The organism is Kribbella sp. NPDC003557 (assembly GCF_040610805.1).
Classification (GTDB): domain Bacteria; phylum Actinomycetota; class Actinomycetes; order Propionibacteriales; family Kribbellaceae; genus Kribbella.
Window position 1 is genome coordinate 1 of the sequence record NZ_JBEXMY010000002.1, and the last position, 20,814, is coordinate 20,814.

18 protein-coding genes are annotated in these 20,814 nt (G+C 69.9%); 13 read left to right on the plus strand and 5 right to left on the minus strand.

Going from position 1 to position 20,814, the window contains the following annotated elements; translation table 11 throughout:
- Positions 1 to 345: 345 nt before the first annotated feature.
- The 3 genes from ABZW60_RS05955 to ABZW60_RS05965 all read right to left on the minus strand — a co-directional run bounded on the left by ABZW60_RS05955 (position 346) and on the right by ABZW60_RS05965 (position 4,684).
- Positions 346 to 2,085 (minus strand): DUF222 domain-containing protein, encoded by a 1,740-nt coding sequence (locus ABZW60_RS05955; RefSeq protein WP_355474505.1) that lies wholly within the window; start codon positions 2,083 to 2,085, stop codon positions 346 to 348.
- Positions 2,086 to 2,505: 420 nt separating this feature from the next.
- Positions 2,506 to 2,823 carry a transposase family protein gene (locus ABZW60_RS05960; protein WP_355474507.1) on the minus strand — a complete coding sequence of 106 codons (318 nt, stop codon included), beginning with the start codon at positions 2,821 to 2,823 and terminating at the stop codon, positions 2,506 to 2,508.
- Positions 2,824 to 3,268: 445 nt separating this feature from the next.
- Entirely contained in the window at positions 3,269 to 4,684 is a 1,416-nt protein-coding gene (locus ABZW60_RS05965) for a hypothetical protein (protein ID WP_355474509.1), read from the minus strand.
- A gap of 127 nt (positions 4,685 to 4,811) precedes the next feature.
- On the opposite strand from ABZW60_RS05965, the gene ddaH reads away from it, so the two are divergent.
- The 6 genes from ddaH to ABZW60_RS05995 are packed head-to-tail and all read left to right on the plus strand — an operon-like array spanning position 4,812 to position 10,190.
- Complete coding sequence (gene ddaH, locus ABZW60_RS05970; protein WP_355474511.1) at positions 4,812 to 5,690, plus strand: dimethylargininase; 879 nt, start codon at positions 4,812 to 4,814, stop codon at positions 5,688 to 5,690.
- Positions 5,690 to 6,031, plus strand: coding sequence for a hypothetical protein (locus ABZW60_RS05975; RefSeq protein WP_355474513.1), 342 nt, complete (start codon positions 5,690 to 5,692; stop codon positions 6,029 to 6,031). The genes ddaH and ABZW60_RS05975 overlap by 1 nt, the downstream gene beginning before the upstream one ends.
- A gap of 45 nt (positions 6,032 to 6,076) precedes the next feature.
- On the plus strand, positions 6,077 to 6,529 hold the full coding sequence (locus tag ABZW60_RS05980) for a cobalamin-dependent protein (RefSeq protein WP_355474515.1): 453 nt from the start codon (positions 6,077 to 6,079) through the stop codon (positions 6,527 to 6,529).
- The gene (locus tag ABZW60_RS05985; protein ID WP_355474517.1) at positions 6,526 to 7,926 is read left to right on the plus strand and encodes a methylaspartate mutase; all 1,401 of its coding nucleotides are present in this window, start codon (positions 6,526 to 6,528) and stop codon (positions 7,924 to 7,926) included. Before ABZW60_RS05980 ends, ABZW60_RS05985 begins: the two co-directional genes overlap by 4 nt.
- Positions 7,871 to 8,878, plus strand: coding sequence for an asparagine synthetase A (locus tag ABZW60_RS05990; protein WP_355474519.1), 1,008 nt, complete (start codon positions 7,871 to 7,873; stop codon positions 8,876 to 8,878). The genes ABZW60_RS05985 and ABZW60_RS05990 overlap by 56 nt, the downstream gene beginning before the upstream one ends.
- Before the next feature lie 28 nt (positions 8,879 to 8,906).
- Positions 8,907 to 10,190, plus strand: coding sequence for an amino acid permease (locus tag ABZW60_RS05995; RefSeq protein WP_355474521.1), 1,284 nt, complete (start codon positions 8,907 to 8,909; stop codon positions 10,188 to 10,190).
- On the opposite strand, the gene ABZW60_RS06000 is transcribed toward ABZW60_RS05995, so the two are convergent.
- Positions 10,158 to 11,174: a matrixin family metalloprotease gene (locus ABZW60_RS06000; protein WP_355474523.1), complete on the minus strand. Its 1,017-nt coding sequence runs from the start codon at positions 11,172 to 11,174 to the stop codon at positions 10,158 to 10,160. The genes ABZW60_RS05995 and ABZW60_RS06000 overlap by 33 nt on opposite strands.
- Positions 11,175 to 11,234: 60 nt before the next feature.
- On the opposite strand from ABZW60_RS06000, the gene ABZW60_RS06005 reads away from it, so the two are divergent.
- Positions 11,235 to 12,566 carry a glutamate synthase-related protein gene (locus ABZW60_RS06005; protein ID WP_355474525.1) on the plus strand — a complete coding sequence of 444 codons (1,332 nt, stop codon included), beginning with the start codon at positions 11,235 to 11,237 and terminating at the stop codon, positions 12,564 to 12,566.
- Between the two features lie 36 nt (positions 12,567 to 12,602).
- On the opposite strand, the gene ABZW60_RS06010 is transcribed toward ABZW60_RS06005, so the two are convergent.
- Positions 12,603 to 13,373 (minus strand): BTAD domain-containing putative transcriptional regulator, encoded by a 771-nt coding sequence (locus ABZW60_RS06010; protein ID WP_355474527.1) that lies wholly within the window; start codon positions 13,371 to 13,373, stop codon positions 12,603 to 12,605.
- A gap of 349 nt (positions 13,374 to 13,722) precedes the next feature.
- Here ABZW60_RS06010 and ABZW60_RS06015 point away from each other — a divergent pair, with 349 nt between their 5' ends.
- The 6 genes from ABZW60_RS06015 to ABZW60_RS06040 all read left to right on the plus strand — a co-directional run bounded on the left by ABZW60_RS06015 (position 13,723) and on the right by ABZW60_RS06040 (position 20,704).
- Positions 13,723 to 15,006, plus strand: a complete 1,284-nt coding sequence (locus tag ABZW60_RS06015; RefSeq protein ID WP_355474529.1) for an ATP-grasp domain-containing protein — start codon at positions 13,723 to 13,725, stop codon at positions 15,004 to 15,006.
- A gap of 24 nt (positions 15,007 to 15,030) precedes the next feature.
- Entirely contained in the window at positions 15,031 to 16,374 is a 1,344-nt protein-coding gene (locus tag ABZW60_RS06020) for a SidA/IucD/PvdA family monooxygenase (RefSeq protein ID WP_355474531.1), read from the plus strand.
- Between the two features lie 12 nt (positions 16,375 to 16,386).
- Positions 16,387 to 17,850, plus strand: coding sequence for a cation:proton antiporter (locus ABZW60_RS06025; RefSeq protein ID WP_355474533.1), 1,464 nt, complete (start codon positions 16,387 to 16,389; stop codon positions 17,848 to 17,850).
- Between the two features lie 240 nt (positions 17,851 to 18,090).
- A complete protein-coding gene (locus ABZW60_RS06030; protein ID WP_355474535.1) occupies positions 18,091 to 18,717 on the plus strand; it encodes a sigma-70 family RNA polymerase sigma factor in 627 nt (208 codons plus the stop codon).
- Positions 18,718 to 18,866: 149 nt separating this feature from the next.
- A complete protein-coding gene (gene mgrA, locus ABZW60_RS06035) occupies positions 18,867 to 19,901 on the plus strand; it encodes an L-glyceraldehyde 3-phosphate reductase (RefSeq protein WP_355474537.1) in 1,035 nt (344 codons plus the stop codon).
- A 149-nt stretch (positions 19,902 to 20,050) separates the two neighbouring features.
- Complete coding sequence (locus tag ABZW60_RS06040) at positions 20,051 to 20,704, plus strand: hypothetical protein (protein WP_355474539.1); 654 nt, start codon at positions 20,051 to 20,053, stop codon at positions 20,702 to 20,704.
- The last annotated feature ends 110 nt before the right edge of the window (positions 20,705 to 20,814 follow it).

The window sequence follows — 20,814 nt, forward strand, 5'->3', positions numbered from 1 at the left end:
CTCCCAGGACAACCCCCAGGCCGCCAGCGCGATCAGCGCCTAACCAGACAACGACGAATCACCAGACCTCGTACACCACTTCACAGGACTTGACCCTGGCCTCCGCCGTCTCCCGACCCGCCGCAGCACAACAGCCTCCTGCCCACGGCTCCGCGAGTAGGAGGCCGTTGTGTTGCCTCGCCTCCGCCGTCTCCCGACCCGCCGCAGCACAACAGCCTCCTGCCCACGGCTCCGCGAGTAGGAGGCCGTTGTGTCGCCTGGCCTCCGCCGTCTCCCGACCCGCCGCAGCACAACAGCCTCCTGCCCACGGCTCCGCGAGTACGAGGCTGTTGTGTTGTCGGGGTCTCAGCCGGTGGCTGCGAAGTCGGCCGCTTGCTGGAGGGCAGCCTCGTCGGCCCGCCATCGCGAGCGGTCGGCGACGGTCTCCACCACGACGCCCTCGACCGCCCGCAGGCCGACGTCGGCGGATTCGGTGGGCTGGGTGGGCTGGGTGGGCTGTGTGGGCTGTGTGGGCTCGGACTCGCGCGGGCCTGTCCTGCCGCTGGGTGGTCGGGCGCGCGGCGATGCTGTGCGTCGGGCTACGGCGGGGGTGTGTGCGGGCTCGGCCCAGCTGGGGCGGGCGACGTGGACGACGCCGTCGAGGATGGTGATGGTCCAGTGGCCCCTGTGCAGGTCGACGTGGTGACGGCGGCACAGCAGTGCCAGGTTGTCGACCTTGGTGTCGCCGCCGTCGATCCAGGAGACCAGGTGATGGGCGTCGCACATGATCGGCGGCGCACCGCAGACCACGCAGCCGCGGTCGCGGGCGTCCAGGGCGCGCCGCATCGCCTTGGTGACCAGCCGCTCGCGGCGCCCGACATCCAGCGGCTCGGAATTCGAGCCCAGCACCAGCGGGATCACGTTCGCGTCACAGGCCAGCCGCCGGATCGTGGCCGCCGACAGCCCACCGCTGTAGACGGTCCGCCCGACCGCGTCCGCGGTCGCGGCCTTCAGATCCTCGAAGTCGATCGTGACCGTGATGGTCGCCTTCGCGCCGTACCCGGCCACCCGAAGATCCTTCCCCACACTCCCCGCACTCCCCGCACTCCCCGCACTCCCCGCACTCCCCGCACTCCCCGCACTCCCCGCGCTGCCCGCACTGGCGGCACTGGCGGCACTGGTGGCACTGCTCGCGGCGGCTGTGGTCGCCGCTGCAGGTCCGGGAGATCCGGTGGGCGCGGTAGGTCCGGTGGGCGCGGTAGGGCCGGTCGTGTCCCATGCGGCGGCGGCGATGCCCAGCGCGGTGGACAGGGCGTCGGCCTGGCGCTTGTCGCGGGGGCGGGGGTCGTGTTCGCCGTCGACGGTCTTGTGCGGGCGGGCCCCAGCGTGCACGACCGCACGGAGGAGCTCGGCGTTCTCGTTGGCCAAGAACCCCTTGAACTTCACGCCGTTGTCCGCAGCCGACAGCGTCAACGACTCCCGTTCATACGCCTTCAGCTCCTCGGGTTCGGGGCCGTCGGAGTCCAGCAGGTCGGCGATCTCCTTGGCCGTGGTACGCAGCTCGCCGGGCGACAGGTGAGCGGCCAGCCCGACCAGCTGTTCCGCGGCCGCGTCCAGATGCTCCACCGGCACCCGCGACCGGACCCGCTCCAGCCCGAACACGATCGCCGCCGCCTGCCCCGGCCGCAGCAACCACCCACCACCAGCACCGTCCCTGGATCCACCGTCCCCAGATCCGCCGTCGTCCGGGACGCCGTCCCCGGATCCAGCCTCCCCGGATCCGCTGTCGGGTACGTCGGCGGTACCGGTGGAGGCGGGCGAGGCGGTGCGTTCGAGGGCGGTGGATACGGCCGGGTAGTGCGGGGCGGTCTGAGCGAGGCGGAGGGTGCGGCGGGCGGTTGGTGCGTCCAGGCGGTAGCGGAAGCGCAGCAGTTCGGCGGTGTCGCGGGCTCCGAGTTCTTCGGCGTACCCGGTGGTTTCGATCGCGGCGATCACGCTCAGCCGGTAGGCCTCCAGGCGGGCGAGCTCGGACTCGAGCGTGTCGAGGGTGGACAGCAGTTCGCTGCCACCCATCGACCACGCCGGCCGTTCGCCCAGGAGTTCCATGGCATCGACTCTAGACGGTCCCACCGACAGTTTCCGGGCCGGAATCCCCTTATTTTGTGGGCAATTCGGGGGCCAACACCAGCAAACACCACGCGCCACGACTGCACCCGCTCGGCCTGCGGCGCCTGGCAGGCAAGGCCGGAAACCAACTCGCCGACCTCCTGGCGATCCAGCCCCACTGGGACTGAGACCGCGTCAACCCACCAGCGAGGGACGTGAAGTGGCCGATGGCGCGTGCGACCGCGGGCTGTACTAGCTGCTGCGTTTGCACGGGACGGTGGCGCTGGTGCCGAGACGCCGTTCCATCAGCAGCAGCATCACCTGCCGTTATGACCCTATGTTCGGCACTCTGATGCGCTGACTGTCGCTGGTCCGGCAAACCCTGCCACGCAGCCAACTCCCACTCTCTCTGAGGGCTATTCAGAAGTCACCATCCGAGGCGGTAGAACTCAAGGCGGCTGGTGGTGCGGATGATATTGGGTAGTTCGGTGAGTCGGCCGCGGAGCCGCCTGTGAGTATTTTCCAGTTCTTGAGGTGGCCGATGGCGCGTTCGACGGCGGACCTGCGGGAAGAAATTGTTCGGTCGACGGTTTCTTCGTAGCCGGTGAGGTCATGGTATTTATTGCGCTTGGACGGGACGGTCGCGGTGGTGCCGATGTAGGCATGGATGTTCAGGCCCTGCCGCAGCCGTTTGCTGGAGTAGTTGTGCTTGCTGTGCGCCCGATTCCCGGTCGGCACGAGCGGTCCCGTCGACGATGACCTCACGGTTGGCCAACACGCTGGTCAGCTCGGGTTCGTGCCGGCATAGCACCTGATCCAGTAGCGGCATCACCGAGCGACAGATCCGACCTGCCTGTACAACTCCCAAACTCGGCGGGCGGCCGCCCGGCCAACTCAGCGATCTCGTCGCGATCGAGCCCGAGTGAGGGTGATACCGCATCGACCCACCTGCATTAAGTTTTAGAGCCTGGTAACTTCAATTCTTCTCTCGCGGTGGGTCGATGTGTATCTGCCACGCCGAACCGGCGGCCGATCGGCCAACTCTCACCAGGCCAACCACCCTATATTTCTCTTACCTTTTCCTGTTCTTTCCTGCCTTCAGATCATCCCACCTTCTGAATGGCGCTCGGGCACAACGAACCGGCGCGGTGCCCAGTCGGCGCCGCGCCGGTTTGTTCGTGCGTCAGCCCTTGTGGACCGGGAGGGCTGTGCCGGGCTCGACGTCGGAGTCTTCGGGGAGGACGTGTAGGCAGCAACCCGCGGAGGCGCCGGCGAACAGGCGGATGACCTCGAGGTCGGACTCGACCGTTGCGGCGCGGGTGAAGACGCCGCCGTAGCCGTTCACGACCGTGAAGACGCCCCAGTTGACGATCCACGGCACCGGGTCGCCGTCGGGCATCGGGAACAGTTCGGGGACCGGGCGGATCCGGCGCTGCACGATCCACGGCTCGTCCAACGCCTCCCGGACCCGCTCCTCCCACAGCTCCGGGCTCGTGTCGTCGCGCCAGCCGAGCAGCACGCCCTCACCGCTGTGGCGTGAGGTCGGTTTGAGGACCAGGTCCTCCTGGTGGCTCAGCACGTAGTCGAGCAGCTCGACCTGACTGCCGTCCTCCAGCGTCACGGGGCCGGTGCGCACCATCCGCGTCCAGGGCAGGATCCGGTCCAGGCTGACCAGGGTCTCCTGGTCGAAGTACTGGCGGTTCGCCTCGTCGGACAGCATCGCCAGAGCCGCCTTGCTGGCGAACATCTCCGAGTCCATCGGCGTGAAGATCTTCACCTCGCCACGGGCGGCGGCGTCCAGGACCGGATCCATCAGGGCGTGCGCGTCCGGGTCCTCGAGCAGGTCCTGGAGCATGAACAGCCGCTGGATGATGTCGATCTTCAGGTCGCCCAGCCAGACGCCGCCGTCGCGGACCTCCAGCTGGCCGATGTGCCCGACGTGGGCGTCGACGCCCATCTCGTGCAGCCGCGTCGCGAAGTGGTGCATGTACGGTTCGAGCGTCTCGTAGCTGCTCGGCCAGTCGATGGTCGCCAGCACCGGCCGCGACCCGTACTCGAAGCCGCACTCGACGAACATGTTGTTCACCTGCTCGCGCATGGTGTCGACGTACCCGAGGCGGTGGGTCTGCGCGAACTCGGCCAGCACCGGCTGGTCCAGCAGGGCCCGGGCCATGTCGGACTGGTCGATGCCGCCGAGCGCGCTGCCCATGTTGAACTCGAGCAGCTTGAAGCCGGACTCGTCCATGTACAGGTCGGCACGGCTCTGCTTCGTGACCGTCGTACCGCGGCTGCGCAGCACGGCCGAGACCTGGACGTCGGTCAGCCCGACGGCCCGGCCGAACGCGGCCAGGTCGCCGCCGTACAGCTTGTCGGGCAGGCTGATCAGCGCGGCGTGCATGGTCAGGATGTCGTTCGCGAGCTGTTCGCACTCCTCGGCCCCGAGGAACACCGGCCGGGGCAGGTAGCGCCCGCCGTAGAACGACTGCAGCCCGACGGACTCGGGCTGGGTGCTGACGAGTTCGGCGGCGGAGATCCCGCGTCGCTTGATCTCGTCCAGGTACTGTGCTGTGAGTTCAGCTCGGCTCAAGCCGGTCTGCATGATCGGGACCTCCGGGGGTCGACGCGGAATCAGAGCGCTCCTGCTCGGTCAGAGGCGACCACCGGCGGCCGGAAATACACTGCCGTGCGGAGGTATCTGATCGCGGGACCCGCGCGCTCTTGTCGGCATGAACCTCATTTCCGACGCCGGCACCGCGACCACCACCGCCGACCTGCCGCGCGACGCCGTGATCCGGCGAAGCACCCACCGCCGGTACCTGATGTGCCCGCCGGCCCATTTCGACGTCACCTACTCGATCAACCCGTGGATGAATCCGGCCAAGCCGACCGACCAGCCGATCGCGATGGCGCAGTGGCAGCGGATCCACGACCAGCTGGTCGACCTCGGCCACACCGTCGACCTGATCCCACCGGTCCCGGGGCTGCCGGACATGGTGTTCGCCGCGAACGGCGCCACCGTCTGGGGCGACCGTGCGCTGGTGGCCCGCTTCCGGCACGCCGAGCGGGACGCGGAGTCGGCGTCGTACCTGGAATGGTTCGCCGGCCGTGGTCTGCACGTCCAGCAGGCCTCGACGGCCAACGAGGGCGAGGGCGACTACCTGACCGCCGGCCGCTGGTTGCTGGCCGGCAGCGGCTTCCGCACAGACCGCCGGGCGCATCTGGAGAGCGAGCAGTACTTCGACCGCCCGGTCATCGGCCTGACCCTCGTGAACGACCGGTACTACCACCTGGACACCGCGCTGGCAGTGCTCGACGCGGACACCGTCATGTACTACCCGGGCGCCTTCACCACGGGCAGTCAGGCGATCCTGCGGGAGCTCTTCCCGACCGCGATCCTCGCGGACGCCGAGGACGCCGCCGTGTTCGGCCTGAACGCCGTGTCCGACGGCCGTCACGTGCTGATGTCGGCCGGCGCGACGAACCTGATCGCGAAGTTGCGCGCGGCCGGTTTCGAGCCGATCGGTATGGACGTCTCGGAACTGCTGCGGGCCGGCGGCGGCGTGAAGTGCTGCACGTTGGAACTCCACGATCCGGCGGGTGGCTGATGATCGACTACAACGGCAGGAAGTTCTCCCCGGCCGGCGACGAGGCCGGGGACGGCGAGGCCACGGTCGCCTCGTACCGCCAGCACGGCGACCTGCTCTGGGCGGACTTCAGCGGCGGACGGGTACGACGGGGCGCACTCACCGGCCTGTGCCGCCCGGACGACACGCTGGAGTTCAGCTACACCATGGTGCTGGCCGACGGCGAACTCGTCGTGGGGCGGTGCGAGAGCACACCCGAGGTGCTGCCGGACGGCCGGATCCGTTTGCACGAACGCTGGGAGCGGTACGGTCCGCGGGCCGCGACCGGCGTCTCCGAACTCGAGGAGATCGACCCCGGCTGATCGGCGGGATGTATCAGACCGGCGCGGATCGCCGCTCTGTTCGTCATGGATCACGCCGCGGGGAAGGAGGTCAGCGTCGACGGCTTGTCCGTCGTGCTGACCAGCGTGTCGTCGGACTCGCACACCTGGAATCTTGTCGTCCTGCAGTTGCTGCTCGAGGAGCTCGGTCATGAGGTCCGCAACCTCGGCGCCTGCGTCCCGGACGACCTGATGGTCTCGGAGTGCCTGCGCCTGCGGCCCGACCTGATCGTCGTCAGCACGGTGAACGGGCACGGCTTCCACGACGGCCTGCGGCTGATCGGCCAGGTCCGCAACCACCCCGAGCTGGCCGGCACCCCGATGGTGATCGGCGGGAAGCTGGGGATCTCCGGACCCGGGAGCGACCGCAGCCGCGCACAGCTGACGGCCGCGGGGTACGGGGCGGTCTTCGAGGACGGCACCGGCCTGACCGCGTTCCGGTCGTACGTCGGTCGACTGACCACCGGCCGGGCTTCGTGACCGGCCCGGGCACCGGCTCGTTCGGTGACTTCGTCGCCCGCGCGCACCGGTCCGGCCGCCTGGTGGTGCAGCCGCGGATGGGGGTCAGCGATCCGGCCGCGATGCGCGCCGGTCTGCTGGCCACCAAGAGCGCGGCGGCCACGGCGGTCGGGACCATCACGCTCGACAGCTACACCCGGATGGGCGACAACGTGAACGCCCAGGCCGCGCTGGCGAACGGGATCGAGCTCAACGGGTATCCGATCGTCGCGCACGATCCGGCCACCACCCGCTCGGTCCTGGACGGTGTCGCCGAGCCCGACTTCCCCGTCCAGGTCCGGCACGGTTCGCCCTGCCCCGAGCCGATCGTGGCCGCGCTGATCCGCGCCGGGCTGCACGCGACCGAGGGCGGCCCGGTGTCGTACTGCCTGCCGTACAGCCGGATGCCGCTGTCGGAGTCGATACCGAACTGGGCCCGCAGCTGTGACCTGCTGGCCGAGGTCAGGTCGACGGGGGCCGAGCCGCACGTCGAGAGCTTCGGCGGCTGCATGATGGGCCAGCTCTGCCCACCCGGCCTGCTGATCGCGTTGAGCGTGCTCGAATGCCTGTTCTTCCGCCAGCACGGGATCCGCAGCGTGTCGCTGAGTTACGCCCAGCAGACCAATCCGGACCAGGACGTCGAGGCGCTGCTGGCCCTGCGCCGGCTGGCCGCACAGTGGCTGCCGGACGTCGAGTGGCACATCGTCGTCTACACCTACATGGGTGTGTATCCGCGCACGCCGGACGGCGCCTCCCGGCTCCTCGAGGAGGCCGCCCGGCTCGCGGTCCGGACGGGAGCGGCCCGGCTGATCGTGAAAACAGTTGCCGAGGGCTACAGAATTCCGACGTTCGCCGAGAACATCGCCGCCCTGGAGACCGCGGCGCACGCCGCCGAACACTGCCTCACGATCGCCGGCGAGACCGCCGACACCGGCATCCACGCCGAGGCGAGCGCCTTGATCGAGGCCGTGCTCGACCTCGGTCCGGATCTCGGCACGGCGCTGGCCACCGCCTTCCGGCGCGGCTACCTGGACGTGCCGTACTGCCTGCACCCGGACAACGCCGGCCGGGCCCGCAGCTACCTCGACAGCACCGGGCGGTTGCAGTGGTCGTCCGTCGGCGCGATGCCGATCCGCGGCCGGGTCGGTCCGACCGACCCCGCCGACCTGACGGCGGCGGGGCTGCTGGCCTCGCTGTCGTACGTGGAACGCACCTACGACAACGCCAGCCTGGAGCAGGAGTACCGCGCCGCACCCGCACGCACGCAACTTCCGACCCCGATCACACCGCCCCTACCGGGCGCCTCAGCAGGGAGCACAGGAGATGACCGAGACCCGGATCCCGGAGACCGAAGCCCGGCTGCCAGCCAGTCCGCGTGAGCACCTCACCTCACCTGTCACCCGCTCGGTGCTGAAGATCCAGCACCGGATGCTGGCCGCGGCCCGGCAGTTCCTCAACGCCCAGGGGTTCATCGAGCTGCTGCCGCCCGTCATCGGCCCGGTCACCGACCCCGGCGCTCGCGGCGCCAAGCAGGTCGACGTGGACTACTACGGGCACCGGTACAAGCTGATGACGAGCGCGATCCTCTACAAGCAGGCGGCGCTGACCTCGTTCGACAAGATCTTCTTCATCGCGCCGAACATCCGGCTCGAGCCGCTCGAGACCGCGTCGACCAGCCGGCACCTGGCCGAGTTCCACCAGATCGACATCGAGGTGGCGAACGCGTCCCGGGACGACGCGATGACGATCGCCGAGGAACTGGTCCGCCAGATCGTCCGGGAGGTCGTGGAGGCGCTGCCCGGCGAGTTCGAGGCCCTCGGCCGGGACACGTCGGAGTTCACCGAGCTGCTCACCGAACCGTTCCGGCGCCGCACGCACGCCGACGCGGTCGCGGACCTGCGGGCGATGGGCCACGACCAGAACCCGGACGCCGAGCTCGACTGGGAGGGCGAGGCGAAGCTGTCGGCGAAGGCCAGCCGGCCGTTCTTCGTCACCGACTACCCGAAGGGCTCGCGCGGCTTCTACGACCGGGAGAACAAGGACCTGCCCGGAATGCTGCGGAACTTCGACCTGATCGCGGCGGAGGGGTACGGCGAGCTGTGCAGCGGCAGCGAACGCGAGCAGGACTACGCGACGATCATCTCCCGGATGCGAGAGACCGCGGAGAACCCGGCGAAGTACGCGTGGTACCTGCAGATGCTCAAGGACGGCGTCCCGCCGAGCGCTGGTTTCGGGCTCGGCCTCGAGCGGTTCACCCGGTACGTCGCCGGGCTGGACTCGGTCTGGCAGGCCAGCGCGTTCCCGAAGGTGCCGGGGATCGCCTCGCCGTGACCGCCCGGTTGCAGCGAAGATGTCGCGTATGACAGAAACCACGGCGGCGGGGGCGGGCAGGCTCAGCCTCGGACAAGGTGCGGCGCTGTATATCGGAGCCGTACTGGCGACGGGCGTCATCGCGCTGCCGGCGCTCGCCGCCGACGTGGCGGGCCCGGCCTCGTTGCTGGCCTGGCTGGGACTCGCGGTCGTGTCCGCTCCGCTGGCCGCGACCTTCGCCGCGCTCGGTGCGCGCTACCCGGACGCGGGCGGCATCGCGACGTACGCGCGGCTGGCCTTCGGCGAGCGCGCTGCCGCGATCGTCGGCTGGTGCTTCTACCTGTCCGTTCCGGTCGGCGGCCCGGCGGCCGCGTTGTGGGCGGGCGGCTATGTCGAAGGGGCGGTGGGCGGCGGACGCACCACCGTCGTCGCCACCATGGTCGCGCTGCTGGTGGTCGTACCGGCCGCCAACGCCTTCGGCATCCAGGTGACGGGACGCGTCCAGATCGCCCTGGCAGGACTGCTGACGGTCTTCCTCGGTCTCGCGGTCGCGCTGTCGCTGCCGCACGCGGACCTGTCGAACCTGGAGCCGTTCGCGCCGCATGGCTGGCAGGCGATCGGGCCCGCCGCCGCCCTGCTGGTCTGGAGTTTCGTCGGCTGGGAAACGGTCACGTACCTGACGGCCGAGTTCCGGCGGCCGGCCCGCGACGTGCCGCGGGCCACGGCGATCGCGGTGATCGTCGTCGGCGTGATCTATCTGAGCGTCGCCTTCGCCACGGTCACCGTGCTGGGTCCGCGGGCCGCCGACACCGCCGCGCCGCTCGGCGACCTGCTGGCCATCGGCCTCGGCGGCAACGCCCGGGTGCTGGCCGCGATCGCCGCGCTGCTGCTCACCTTCGGCGCGATGAACGCGTACTACGCGGGCGCCTCCAAGCTCGGCGCCGCCCTGGCCCGCGACGGGGCACTCCCGGCCTGGCTGAACCGCGGCAGCTCAGCAGGCGAGGTCCCCCGACGCAGCCTCGCGGTCCTGAGCGCGATGTCGATGACGACCGCGGCGATCGTGGTGGTGGCCCGGCTGGAGCCGCAATCCCTTGTCCTGCTGACGACAGGACTCTTCGTCACCGTGTACGCCGTCGGCGTCGCGGCAGCGGTGAAGTTGCTGCCGCGACGCAGTGGTGCACGTTTCGCCGCGCTCGTGGCGCAGGGCGCCGTCGTCGTGCTGCTCCTGATGGCCGGGGTGTACCTGCTCTGGCCGTTGATCGTCACGATCGGCGCGCTGCTCTATCTGCGGCTGACGCGATCAACGGTGCCCGTAGAGCGCTCGCAGACCTAGCACGTCGCCACGGCCGAGCGTACGCATATGGCCTGTGCAACGCCGCACGCCGGGGTACATCGTCAGGTTGACGTCCTCGGCCGCACTGAGGTTGACCAGCCCGTACACGTGGCCGATCTCGTGGGTCAGCACCGACTCCACGTCGTACCGCCAGCGATCCTGGTCCGGCGGCAGGGCCGGCTGGCAGGCAGGGTCGTCGGACGGGTCGTAGGTCCACTTGTAGTCAGTGTCGTTCATCCTGATGTCGGCGGAGACGGCCATCGTCACGCCATGCCGGGTCTCGGCCCAGGTGCACGTCCAGGCCAGCGTGGCTTCGAGGAAGTCACCGGGCAGATCGCCCGCGTCGATCACGTTGCGGCCGTCGGACGTGCCGCAGGTGGTCTGGCCGTCGGCGTAGACGAAGTTGCCACGCTCGTTGGTGTGCCCCACGAACGCGCCGGCCGCATGGATACCTCCGCGCAGGCCGCAGGTGTTGCGCCCCTCGGTCATGTTGGCCGTGGCCCTGCGAGCGGCCGCGTCGAAGGCGGCCTGGCTGTGATTGGCGAGAACCGTTCCCCGCGTCGTCCGGAACAGCCACGGTTTGTACCACTTGTACGAGCGGAGGCTGTAGGTGTCCCGCTCACACGCCCCGGGTCCGGGCAGGTCGGGGAACTTGCTCGCCTGGTGGTGTGAGCCGGTGCTCACCACGCCTCGGGCGTCGGTGGCGAGGGTGAAGGTCTGGGCTCCTTCCGGATACAGCATGTCCAGTGTGACGCTGCTGCCCGGCGGCTGGACCGGAAGCGGCACACCGTTCCCGGCGTCAACGAGCCGGCCGACGGCGCCGCACTCGACCGCGGACCGGGACGCCAGGTCCTCGAGCTTCAGGACACCTCGTGGCAGGCCGCACGGATCGGCCGCGACGGCACTTCCGATGGTCAACGGCACTGCCGGGCCGACGCCGAGCGTCGCACTGACCAGCACCGCGATGGCATGCGTGTACCTCATGATGTTCCCCCCTTGGCGCTGCTACGCCGTACATCCGTGAGAGGCTCCGCGGGCGCTGCGGTGATACGGCGTATTTTCGGCGCGCCGACACCGCCTCTTCCGGTCAGAGACCGATCGAAGGAGGGCATCCTGTACGCCGATGGGTTCCCCGAAGCCGCGATCCGCGAACGCGCCAAGGCCGGCGCCGCCGACGCGTTCCCACCCGCCGAGGACTACGGCCAGGCGCTGTTCGGCGCCGGCTACGACGGCTCTGACGGTGCCGGCACGCACCTGCCGGACGACCACCTCGACCGGCTGCGGCTGGTCCCGCCGGTCTTCGTCCCGCAGCGGCTGGCCCAACTGGTCGAGCTGGCCCGCGAGCCGGTGTACCGCGACGTGCGGCTCGAGACGACGATCGGCGGGTTCCGTTCCACGCTGCCGGTCTACCTGTCGGCGTTCGGGTCGACCGAAGCGGCGAGCGTAGCTCTCGGGGTGGCCGCCGCCCGGCAGGCCGGACGGCTCGGCATCCCGATGGTCATCGGCGAGAACGTGATGCCGGTCAACAGCTACGGCCGGCTCGAGGCCGACGCGGAACGGTCACTGCTCGGCCGGATCCGCGCGTACCACAAGGAGGCGCTCGACTCCTACGGCGGTGTGGTCGTCCAGCAGAGCACCGAGGACGCCGACGCCGAGGTGTGGAACCTGGTGTACAGCGACCCGAATGTCCTTCCGTTGCTGGAATCCGGGCGACTCGCCTTCGAGCTGAAGGTCGGTCAGGGCGCCAAGCCGGGCCTGGGCGGTATGACGCTGGTCGACGCCAACGCCGCCGCGCGGCTGACGAGCGCGTACCTCATCGACCCCGTGTTCGGCGGCGACCAAGTATTGCGCAGCAGCAGCCCCGGAACCTTCACCGAGGAGATCCTGCGGCAGCAGATCCGCCTGATGCGCAACAACTACCCGCGGGCCCGGGTCTGGGTGAAGCTGCCGCCGGCCCGGGACGTGTCGGCGGCTGCCCAGGTGGCCTGGGCGGCCGGTGCGGACGCGGTTTCCGTCGACGGCGCGGAGGCCGGCACCGGCTGGGCGCCGCGAGCCTTCCTCCGCCATGTCGGGCTTCCGCTCGGCGAGTGCCTGCTGCGGATCGGCCATGACCGAAACGCGGCGGATGCCTCGTGCCTGCTGGTGTCCGGGCGGATGTGGGAAGGCGCCCGGGTCGCCAAGAGCCTGGCCCTCGGCGCGAACGCGGCCGGCCTGGGCCGGGCCGCGCTGATCGCGGTGGACACCGACCCGGAGCACGGTCTCGTCAACCTCGTCGAGTGTCTGGCACTGGAGCTGCAGTTCCTCGTCAGCGCACTCGGCAAGTACCACGTGGACGCACTCGACGTCGAGGATCTGTGGAGCCCGGCCGACCGCTGAGGTCGAGCCAGGGCCCCACAGATCCAAGCGATTGCTTTACGCCAAGGTCCTTCTGGACGCGAGATAGCGGCTCTGGTCCAACCGCGGAATGTCGGCCACGTTCGTCCGCGGACGGACCCGCACCTGTCGGCTGCGCACGAGGTTCACCAGCTCCGCCGACGGTTCGACGCCGAGCTCGGCCGCCAGGCTCCGCTCGAAGAACTCGAGCCGGCGGATCGCCTCGACCACGTTGCCCTCGGCGAGATGCACCTCGATCAGCACCCGGGTCGCGCTCTCCCGCAACGGCTCCAGGCGGACCGCGGCCATCGCGGCCTCGATCGCCTCGGCGTAGCGCCCGGTGCAGGTCAGCTGCTGGGCCGTCAGCTCGAGCGCGTGCAACTGGAGCTGGCGCAGGCGTTCCCGCCCGAGCAGGACCCAGTCGTCGTACCAGCCCGGCAGCAACTCCCCCATTGCCGCGAGCGTCGGCAGCAGCCCTTGGTCGGCTCCGCATTCGCCGTCGTTGATCACCCGGCGGATGGCGGTGATCAGCGTGTTCACGTCGACGTCCACGGACTCGTCGACGCGCAGCGTCTCGTCGCCGGTCACCAACGGCTGCACACTCAGCTGACGGAGCCGCCACAGGGCAGTCCGCAGGCAGGCCTGTGCCTTCGAGTCCGACACCTCCGGCCAGAGCGTCCCAGCCACTTCGGCACGGCTGGACCGTCCGCGGAGTGCGACGAACGCGACGACGCGACGCGCGCTGAGCGGGATGGACAAGGTTTGTTGACCATCGACGACCCAGAAGCCGTCGAGCATGCGAAGCCGCACCGTTGGGTGGGCTTCATCAGGCGGGATCTCCGGATCCGGGCGTTCCGCCGGTACAGGCTGCGCGTGCATCTATCGATCTCCCCCACTGGATGCGTATTCCTCACGACCGCCACCGATCGACGATGCTCTCCCCCAGCGAGAACCTTGGGCGGGCAGGCTCCCAGGTGCAGGCATAGACGCCTCCTCTTTGCGTGGCTGCCGAGCTACCTTCCGTGAAGTCTGAGCCGTCAACTACTCGAGTGCAAGCTGTCGGGGCGACGGATATCCCCTGCCGACGACGGCACTTGGTGTATCACCAACCACGGGTCAGCCGCTCTCGTTCGTCAGTAACAGCCCCCGGGAGGACGGCGTGACCGACAACACCGAAGGTGTCGTGCTGCAGCTGAGCAGCGGCTTCCAGCCGTACCGCGAGTACCTGATGCGAGGAGCCGCGGCCCGCGGGCCGCTGTGGCTGATCGACGACGAACCGGCCGGCTGGCAACAGCCGTACATCGCCGGCAGCTCCGTGGTCCTGCCGCTCGAGGGCGCGGGACTCGCGCTCGACATCGATCGTTTGCTTGCGGTCGCCGATTCAATCGCTCGTATCCATGGGGTTCGCGGCGTCTTCACGTACGACGAACCGTCGGTGGTCGCGACCGCTCTGGTCGCGGACCGGCTGAAGCTGCCGGGCCTGACGCCCCAAGGTGCGCAGGGCTGTCGCGACAAGGCGCGGACCCGGCAGGCGCTCACCGACGCCGGTCTGCCGCAGCCGCGGTTCGCGGTCGTCACGACGGCCGCAGAGGCCCGGGCCGCCGCCGCGAAGATCGGCTATCCGGTCGTGGTCAAGCCGCGCGGCATGGCCGCGAGCATCGGCGTCGCGGTCGTGGACGACGCCGCCGGAATCGTTGAAGCGTTCGAGCGAGCGGACAGTTCCAGCCGCAGTGGTCCGGCCGAGTATCACGGCGGGGCGCTGATCGAGGAGCTCGTCGACGGTCCGGAGATCAGCGTCGACGGAGCGGTCGTGGCCGGCGAGTACCAGCCGTTCTTCGTTGCCCACAAGCAACTCGGCGCACCGCCGTACTTCGAGGAGATCGGGCACATCGTCGACGGCGCGGACCCGTTGCTCACCGATCCCGAGCTGCGCAAACTGCTGCAGTCCGCGCACGAGGCGATCGGCACGCCGTACGGGATCACGCACACCGAGATCCGGTTCAGCGCCCGCGGCCCCGTCGTGATCGAGGTGAACGGACGCCTCGGCGGCGACCTGATCCCGTACCTCGGCAAGCTCGCGACCGGGATCGACCCCGGCGCGATCCTCGTCGACGTGGCGCGCGGCAACCGCCCTTACCTGGAAGCCGATCACCGCACCTGTGTGGGCATCCGGTTCTGCTACCCGCCCGAGGACTGCCGCGTCGTGAAGATCTCCGTCCCGGAGCCGGGCGCCGTGCCCGGCCTGGTGGAGGCGCATCCGATGGTGGCCGAGGGCGCGACGGTCCGGCTGCCGCCACGGGCGCACATCGGGCGGCACGCGTACGTCATCTGCACCGCGAACGATCCCGCGACCCTTGCCGACCGGCTGACCGCCGCGGCAGAGCTCGTCGAACTGAAGTACGACGCACTGAACGAGTCCGACTACTCGGGCCGGCCCTGGTAAGCCACGACCCTATTTGGAGCCCTCATGACCAACCACGAGGTCGAACTGCTCGCCGTCGGCGCCGGGCCGGCCAACCTCGCCCTCGCCGTCGCACTGGAAGAACTCGGTGTCGACGGCCTGGCGGAGAACTCGCTGTTCATCGAACGCGGTCAAACGGTCGAATGGCAGCGCGGCCTGCTGCTGCCCTGGACGAAGAGCCAGGTGGCCTTCGCCAAGGACCTGGTGACGCTGCGGAACCCGCGCAGCAAGTTCACCTTCCTGAACTACCTGCGCAGCGTCGGCCGGCTCGACGACTTCATCAACATGGGCAGCTTCACGCCGTACCGGGTCGAGGTGTCCGGTTACCTCCGGTGGGTGTCGGAGTCACTGCGCAAGGTCCGGCTCCAGCTCGGCTGCGACTGCGTGTCGATCGAGCCGGTCCGGAACCCGGCCGGTGCGCTGACCGGATGGCTCACCCGGCTCGGCGACGGCAGCACGATCTCCAGCCGGTACCTGGTGATCGGCGCGGGGCGCGACCCGTACGTCCCGGCCGAGTTCGCCAAGTTGCCGGCCGACCGCGTGATCCACAGCACGCAGTACCGCATGCGGGTCGCGGCACTCGACAAGACCAAGCAGCACCGGGTCGCGGTGGTCGGCGCCGCGCAGAGCGCCGCCGAGATGTTCCGGGCGACACAGATCGACCTGCCGAACAGCGACGTCAGCTGGGTGATGCGCTCGATCGGGTTGCGCGCCTACGACACGAACAAGTTCACCAACGAGCTGTACTACCCGTCGTACATCGACAAGTTCTTCGAGGCCCGGCAGGAGGGCAGGGACCAGATCCTGCGGGAGATGCACCTGACCAACTACTCCGGCGTCGAGACCGATCTTCTGCAGGAGTTGTACACGAGCATGTACCTGGACCGGCTGGCCGGCGTCGACCAGCGGCGGCTGGTGCCGATGACCGACATCGTCGGCGCGCGCAGCGAAGGGGACGAGGTCGTGCTGGAGCTGAGCGACCGCAAGACCGGCAAGGTCAGCGAGCTGCGCCGCGACCTGGTCCTGCTCGGCACCGGCTTCGTCCGGGAGATGCCGAGACTGGTCCGTGGGCTCAGCGAGTCGATCGGGCTCGACCGGATCGAGGTCAACCGGCAGTACCGCCTGCAGCTCGACGAGCCGTCGGACGCGGCCTGCTACCTGCAGGGCGTGAACGAGGCGACGCACGGCATCGCCGATTCGCTGCTCAGCGTGCTCGGCAACCGGGCCGGCGACATCGCGCAGGACATCCTCGCGCATCGCGCCGGCCGGCGGACCAACGGCGTGCACCGGCCGGCGGCCGAGCGGCTCACCGCGGTGCCGGTGTCCGCCGACGGTGCTGTCCCGGCCTGAAGAGGAGCCTCGATGGAGCGGCGCGACGGCTCGTTGTTCCCCCTGCCCGGCCGCGCCACGGCGGTCGGTGCCCTGCTGGTCGCCGGCGCGGCCGCACTGGTCGGCGTCGGCTACGCCGCCGGCTGGCTGCGGCCGGACCACACCGCCGCGGCGGCGCCCGCACCAGGCGCCGCCGGCCCCTCGGCCGCGCAACAGATGTGGCGGCTGCTGCTGGCGATCGCGGTCATCTGCGCGCTGGCGACCCTGTGCGGCCGGCTCGCCCGGCGGATCGGGCAGCCGGCCGTCGTCGGCGAGATCATCGCCGGACTGGTACTCGGTCCCTCGGTGATCGGATCGCTGGCGCCCTGGCTGTTCGACGCGATCCTGCCGGCCGAGGTCCGGCCGAACCTGGGCCTGCTGGCCCAGGCCGGGCTGGCCGTCTTCATGTTCACCGTCGGGAGCGATTTCGGCCGGGACCGGATCGGCCGGGACCGCGGCGCGATCGCCGCCGCCAGCGTCGCGATCATGGCCGTCCCGTTCGCCCTCGGCCTGCTCGCGGCGCTACCGCTGTACTCGACGCTGGCCGGTCCCACCGTGCACCGGCTGCCGTTCGCCGTCTTCATCGGTACGGCGCTCAGCATCACCGCGTTCCCCGTCCTGGCCCGGATCGTGCAGGACTGCGGACTCCAGGGGACGCGGCTCGGGTCGCTGGCCATGCTGTGCGCAGCCGTCGCCGACGTCCTCGCCTGGTGCGCACTCGCCGTCACGATGGCGATGATCCAGTCGGCCGGTCCCGGTGAAGCACTGCTGGCACTCGGCCTGACGGTCCTGCTGGGCGCAACGGCCCTACTGGTCCTCCGGCCGCTCCTGCACCGACTGGCGCAGCGGTACTCCGGCTCCGTGCCCACGCCCATCCTGGTGCTGCTGGTCCTGGGCCTGATCCTCGGCCTGGCCGCCGCGACCGACGCGATCGGCGTCCACGCGATCTTCGGCGGCTTCCTGGCCGGCGTGGTCCTGCCGAAGGACAGCCCGCCGGTGGCGGCCGTGGCCGAGCAGATCGGCGGACTGAACCGCGCCCTGCTGGTACCGGTCTTCTTCGCCTCGATCGGCCTGCAGACCGACGTCAACGCGGCGATCTCCCAGCCGCAGGTGCTCGCGGCAGGCGCACTGCTGCTGGCTGTCGCGGTCATCGGCAAGCTGGGCGGAGCCGTACCGGTGGCCCGCGCCGGCGGTCTGCCCGTGCGGTCCGCGGTCGGCCTGGGGGTCCTGATGAACGCTCGCGGGATCACGGAGATCGTCGTACTGTCGGCCGGGCTCGGTGTCGGCATCATCAACCACAGCGCCTTCACGGTGATGGTGATGATGGCGCTGATCACCACCATGATGGCCGCGCCGCTGCTGCGCCTGCTCGGGCCGACGCTGCGGGATCGGAGCGTTACCGACCGGTCGCCGACCGACACATATGCAAACGGTGACGCCACAAGCACGATTCCGTGACGAATTGACTACGTCTGCGTGACGGGTCCGGTGATCGAATAGGCGCCGAAGGCAGCACTGACGACGACCACGGGGGCATGGTGAGGCAGAGGGCCGTCCAGAGTTTTGCCGCAGCACGGCTTCCCCGAAGCCGCTGATGCCATCGGCTTTCGGGCCGGTGCGTTCGCGCACCGGCCCGATCTTCCCCTGCCCACGCGCGCTCCGTCGCCACCTGCGCGGATCAGCGAAAGGAAGTGAAGCGTGTCGACGATCTCGCTACGCAGCACTGCACGGCCGGCCGAAGGAACCCGTCACCACCGCGATTCCATCCACTCGAGCACGATCGAGGACGTCCTGAACCGCGCACTCGCCTCGGACTGGTCGGCCTGGAAGGAGCTGGAGCGCCGCTACGGCTCGCTCCTGCTGCACACTGCTCGCGGAGTCGGCCTGAGCCACAGCGACGCCTTCGACGTCGCTCAGCAGACGTGGCTGCGGTTGTGGCAGCACGGCGGCCAGATCCGTGACCCGCAGTGCCTTCCCGCGTGGCTGGCCGCGACGGCACGGCGGGAGGGTCTGCGGGTGGCGATCAGCCGGAAGCGGTACCTGCTCTACGCCGATCCGACCACCGAGCACGGCGACGGTCAGCGCGCGGCCGTGGTCGACGTGTACCCGGCCGACGGCGAGTACGAGCCGTCCACCGAGCGGGCCCTGGCCCGGCTCCCAGGGCGCTACCAGCGGCTGATCCGGCTGTTGATGTCGGACAGCTGCCCGTCGTACCTGGAGATCGCCGAGACGCTGAACCTGCCCATCGGAAGCATCGGACCGATGCGGATGCGGGCCCTGCAGATGCTGCGCCGTACCCCCGAGCTGGCCACCGCCGGCCGGTGACTCCGCGCCGCCGCGAGCTCCGGTGCCCCTGACCGGGACGCACCGGAGCTCGTCGTCCAGAAGGCGGGTTTCTGGGTTTGAGTACTGCCGTTTCTGCTGGAAAACAAGGGGTTTCACACTTGTCGTGACATGGGGCAGACTGGGGTTCCGTGACTGATTATGTGGCGGCCGAGAGCCGGTACGACGACCAGATGAGCTACCGGCGGACCGGACGGAGCGGCCTGCAGCTGCCCGCCATCTCGCTCGGTCTGTGGCACAACTTCGGCGACGACAAGCCGTTCGCGACGCAGCGCGACATCCTCCGCCGGGCGTTCGACCTCGGCGTCACGCACTTCGACCTGGCGAACAACTACGGCCCGCCGTACGGCTCGGCCGAGACGAACTTCGGGACCCACTTCGCGCGCGACTTCACCCGGTACCGCGACGAGCTGATCATCTCGACCAAGGCCGGCTACGACATGTGGCCGGGACCGTACGGTCAGGGCGGCGGCTCGCGGAAGTACCTGCTCGCCTCGCTCGACCAGTCGCTGAGCCGGATGGGCCTGGACTACGTCGACATCTTCTACTCGCACCGGTTCGACCCGGACACCCCGCTCGAGGAGACGATGGGCGCGCTCGACGCCGCGGTCCGCTCGGGCAAGGCGCTGTACGCCGGTATCTCGTCGTACTCCGCCGACCGGACCCGGGAGGCCGCGCGGATCCTGCAGGAGCTCGGGACGCCGCTGCTCATCCACCAGCCGTCGTACTCGATGCTGAACCGCTGGATCGAGGAGGACCTGCTGGACGCGGTCGGCGAGCTCGGGGTCGGCGTGATCGCGTTCTCGCCGCTGGCCCAGGGCGTGCTCACCGACCGGTACCTGGGCGGCATCCCGGCCGACTCCCGCGCGGCGCAGGGCAAGTCGCTGAACCCGGACTCGCTCACCGAGGACACCCTCAAGCACGTCCGCGCGTTGAGCGAGATCGCCAAGCAGCGCGGCCAGTCCGTCGCCCAGCTCGCGCTCGCCTGGACGCTGCGCGACGAGCGGGTGACCAGCGCGCTGATCGGCGCCTCCAGCGTCGCCCAGCTCGAGGACAATCTCGCCGCCGTCCGCAACCTGAAGTTCAGCCCCGACGAGCTCGAGGCCATCGACGCCGACGCGGTCGAGGCCGGAATCAACCTCTGGAAGAAGAGCTCCGACGCCTGACCCGCATCCGCTCCGTCACGCCCGCCGTGCCCTGTGCGCGGCGGGCGTGCGCGTTCCGGAGTACGGCTGGATTACGGAGCGGGGTGGGGCGGTTGCGGTTCGGGTGGGATGGGCACACGCTGGAGGGAGACCCTCTGGAGGTGGTTGTCGTGACCGCTTCGACGCTCGAAATGGCCCTGACCTACGAACACGCACGGATCCGGGAGCTGGCCGAGCCGGCGCATCACCCGGACGCCGCGCACCCTGAGCAGCGGCACCAGACGGACTGGTTCTACGCGATCGCGGCGCAGCATCTGGCCGCGGCCGAGGACGTGCTCCTCCCGCACGTGCGCCGGCTCCCCGACGGGGACGAGCTGGTCACCAGGTACGTCGGCAACGCGAAGGAACTCGAACGCTCGCTGCGCTTCCTGAAAGGACGGCAGTACGGCGACAGCCGGTTCGTGGATCTGCAGCACGACGACCTGTGGCGGCAGATCGACCGGCTGCTCGACGAGCACGAGTCGATCGAGGCGACGTACAGCCGCCGGATCTCCGAACAACTCGACGGCCAGGATGTGAACCGCCTGACCGAGGACCTGCTGGAGGCCGAGGAGGTCGCCCCGACCAGGGCGCACCCGTACTCCCCGCACACCGGGACCGCCGGCCGCCTGGCGCACCGGATGTGGCGGATGGCCGACACCGCGTGGGACAGCGCCGAGGGGCGCGTCGTGCCGACGAAGTACCACGCCCACCCGAAGCGCGACTCCGCGCTCTCGCACTACCTGTACGGCACGCCGATGCCGCACGAGGAGGAACACCAGTAGAGCCCGGCCCCGGCGGATGCCTCCGCCAGGACCGGGCCCGGTTGCCGACCGTCACTGCGCCTGGTTGTGGGGCCGGCGTGGGTCCCGTCCCCGCTGCGCCTGAAGTGCGG